Annotated in this window: 5 protein-coding genes; 2 read left to right on the top strand and 3 right to left on the bottom strand. The window is 67.4% G+C overall.

Annotated features, from left to right (window positions below):
- Nucleotides 1-239: CoA transferase (locus AC2VOG_RS15645; protein WP_486940789.1), on the bottom strand; the 239-nt coding region annotated here is incomplete at its 3' end.
- A gap of 103 nt (nt 240-342) precedes the next feature.
- On the opposite strand from AC2VOG_RS15645, the gene AC2VOG_RS15640 reads away from it, so the two are divergent.
- Entirely contained in the window at nt 343-1071 is a 729-nt protein-coding gene (locus AC2VOG_RS15640; protein WP_486940788.1) for a DUF427 domain-containing protein, read from the top strand.
- Between the two features lie 3 nt (nt 1072-1074).
- Here AC2VOG_RS15640 and AC2VOG_RS15635 read toward each other — a convergent pair whose 3' ends face one another.
- A complete protein-coding gene (locus AC2VOG_RS15635; RefSeq protein WP_486940787.1) occupies nt 1075-1956 on the bottom strand; it encodes an acyl-CoA thioesterase in 882 nt (293 codons plus the stop codon).
- A 48-nt stretch (nt 1957-2004) separates the two neighbouring features.
- Complete coding sequence (locus AC2VOG_RS15630) at nt 2005-2925, bottom strand: LLM class F420-dependent oxidoreductase (protein ID WP_486940786.1); 921 nt, start codon at nt 2923-2925, stop codon at nt 2005-2007.
- 134 nt (nt 2926-3059) lie between these two features.
- Here AC2VOG_RS15630 and AC2VOG_RS15625 point away from each other — a divergent pair.
- Nucleotides 3060-3559, top strand: a 500-nt coding sequence (locus AC2VOG_RS15625) for an SMP-30/gluconolactonase/LRE family protein (protein ID WP_486940785.1), incomplete at its 3' end; no start/stop codon positions are given.

The following is a 3559-nucleotide window of genomic DNA, read 5'->3' as shown; positions in this document are numbered from 1 at the left end:
CCGTGGTCGGTGGTCAGGTCGATCACGATGCTTCGCTTGGAGCGGTTGTCCATCTCGAATGGTGGGCTGACGTCGACGTCGAGGCCGAGCATGCGGCCGAACGTCCGGGCCGGGTCGCCGGTCGGCGGCTCGATCTTGATGACGTCGGCGCCCCAGTCAGCGAGGATGCCGCCCGTCGCGGGCGCGGCCACCCAGACCCCGAGTTCAACGACGTTGACGCCTTCCATCGGTCCGGCCATCTAGGGCATCCTCTCGTCGACTTCGCTACAGCACGATAAGCACTCCGGCGGTTCAGGTCAGCCGAGTACCGTCGAATGCCGAACCAACGCGAGGGAGGGCCGGGTGAGTCTGGTGGCCGGACGCGGTCCGTTCAGCACCGATCCGCGGGGCTGGTTCACGCCGACGCTGCCTGACGACGTGGTGTTCGTCGAACCACACTCCCGACGGGTGCAGGCGGTCCGCGACGGCGCCACGGTGATCGACACCGAGCGGGCGCTGCTGGTGCACCGTCGAGATCACCCGCTGAGCTATGCGTTTCCCGCCGACGCGGTGATCGATCTGCCGAGTGCGCCGGTGCCCGAGGCACCCGGTTTCGTCAACGTACCCTGGGACGCGGTCGACACCTGGACCGAAGAGGGACGCACGCTGGTGCACTACCCGCCCAACCCGTATCACCGCGTCGACTGCCGGCCGACCATCCGACATCTGCACGTCGAGGTGGCCGGCACGACGCTGGTGGATACCGACGACACCGTGATCGTGTTCGAGACCGCTGTCGAGCCGCGGCTCTACGTCGACCCGGCGTACGTGCGCACTGAGCTTCTACGGCAATCGAATTCGTCGACGTACTGCAATTACAAGGGCTGGGCCACCTACTGGTCGGTGGTGGTCGATGGCGCCGAGATCGAAGACGTCGCGTGGAGCTACCCGGATCCGCCGCCAGAGAGTTCACCGATCACGGGGTTCATCAGTTTCGACCCCGCCCGGGTGGACGTGTTCGCGGAATTACCCGTTCGAGTCGAGCGGGACCAGAAACATGATCAGGTAATTGCGCGTCGCGGTCGTCCCTGAGAACTACAGCCGCGCTTCGGTTTTGATCGCCGTGTCGGTGGTGCGCAGTGGACGGATCAGCGCGTCCTGCGCGAAGGATGCGATCAGCTCGCCCTCCTCGGTGTGCACGGTGCCCCGGACATACGACATGCCCGCACCCGCCTGGGTGCTCTCGTGGGTGTACAGCAGCCACCCCGTCCACGTCACCGGTTCGTGGAAGCTGACCGACACCGTCATCGGCGCGGTCGACACGGTCAGATGCGACTGCGCGGTCCCGATGCCTTCGTGGGCGCGCATCGTGGTCGAAATGCCAAGGTGGCCGGTGAAATACGCGACCAACGCCTTGGCCAGGTCGTCGCGGTTCGGGATCGGGTCGTAGTGCAACCAGGCGTACAACTCCGGGGGCCCGACCTCGTCGGGGCTGTTGACGTCCACCACGTCGACCAGTCGCAGTTCCCGGCCGGTCATCGGCATCCCGCCGTCGTTGGCCCCGCGCGGTGCGGTCACCTCCGGGCGCGGCAGGTGGTGACGGATGACATCAGCGGACGGCACGTCGAGCAGCGTGGTCACCGTGATGGCGCGGCGTCCGTTCTGCGAGACGGCCACCACCGCGGTGGCCGTCGACCGGCCCTCGGCGACGACGTCGATGTCGATGTCGACCGGCGGCCCGACCAGCACGGCCCGGGCGAACACGGCATGCACCGAGCGCACCGACTTCTCCGGAAACCGTTTGGCGACAGCGACAATCACCTGCGCGAGCACCTGGGTGCCCTCGACCACTTGACGTTCATCCTCGGCCACGATGCCGGTGTCGGCGATGAACCGGCCGTCCTCGGACGGGCGAGCGTCGAACAGGTCCAGCAGCCCGGCGACCGACCAGTGCGCCCGCTCAGAGTCAGTTGTCACGTAGCGAGAATGACATTCTCGCTGAAAGTTGTAAAGCCTTCGAGTGCCTTACAATGCGTCGATGACCAGGGTCTTGAACCGATCGATGACTTCGAGGGCGTGTGCCAGGCTGTCGCCGGGCAGGCCCACCTGTGTCCAGGTGACGCCGAGCGTGGCCAAACGCTCCAACCCGGCCAGGTAGGCGTCGGGGTTGAAATCGTCGCCGGCCGGGCTGCCGCCCTCGAAGTTGCCGAACACGATGTCGACGCCTCCGGGGTCCCGGCCCGCCTTATCAAGCCGGCGGCGTAGGTCGTCGATACCCTCGGACAGCGCGTCGAGAGAGTCCAGTGCCGCCGTGCCCGCGGTCCGGGCGAGCCCGGGCGACGCGGCGAACGGGCACCAGCCGTCGCCCTTGTCCGCCACCCGGCGCCGGGCCGCGCCGGTGTTGCCGCCGATCCAGATCGGTGGATGCGGATCGCTCACCGGCCGCGGGTGCGCGGTGATTCCTTTCGCGCTGAAGTGCTTGCCCTCGAAGCTGACGTCGTCACTGGTCCAGATGGCCCGGATGACGTCCAGCGCCTCGTCGAACAACGTCGCGCGCTCCTCGAAATCGACTCCAACAGCGGCAAATTCGCGTTTGAGATAGCCCACGCCGACCGCCAGCGTGAACCTGCCCTCGGACAGCAGGTCCAGTGTGGCGCCGGATTTGGCCACCACGAACGGGTTTCGATACGGCAGCACCACGATGTTGGGGATCAGCCGAAGCGTTGTGGTGTGGGCGGCGGCGAATCCCATCGCCACGAACGGATCCAGCGCGTCGTGGCCACCGGCCTCCAGCCAGCGCTGCGTGGGTGCGGGATGGTCGGTGAACCCGAAGCCGTGGATGCCGGCGGCCTCGGCGGCGGCAGCCACAGTCGCGATGCCCGCACCGGTGACCAACTCCGGGTTGTAGGGGTGGCTGTACATCGGGTGGGTGATGGTGAATTTCATCTGCCGCTTTCCTTAGCTGAGCGCCGGCGATGTCCTGCAAATTACCGCGTGACATTTATACGATAATCTGTAAAGTCAGCCGGAGGATCAGCCGGCCGCTTTCCCGCCGCAGAGGAGCGACGACGTTGAGCATCATGACGACAGCCATGGTTGAGGGGCTGGCCCCGCTGGCGACCGGCTTCTGCTTCGGCCAGGGCCCGCGCTGGTTCGAGGGCTTGCTGTGGTTCTCCGACATGCTCGGCGAGGCCGTGCACACGGTCACCGCCGGCGGGGCGCTGACTACCCTGCCGTTGCCCGGGCGAGCGCCCTCTGGACTGGGATTCCGGCCGGACGGCACGTTGCTGATCGTGTCCGCCCAAGACCGCCAGCTGCTGGCCTACGACGGCGAAACCGTCAGCGCCGTGGCCGATTTGAGCGCGTTGGCTCCCGCCGACCTCGGCGACATGGCCGTCGACCACGTCGGCCGGGCCTACATCGGGTCGCGGGCGCGCGCGGGCGGGGTGATCTTGCGGGTCGACCCCGACGGCACCGTCACCGTGGCGGCGACCGGCCTGGAGTCGCCCGGTGGCATGGTCATCACGCCCGACCATCGGAGGCTGATCGTGGCCGAGTCGATCGGTCACCGGTTGACCGC

It is taken from the genome of Mycobacterium sp. TH-M11, assembly GCF_057473725.1.
This window is presented reverse-complemented; position numbering and strand designations above follow the sequence as displayed.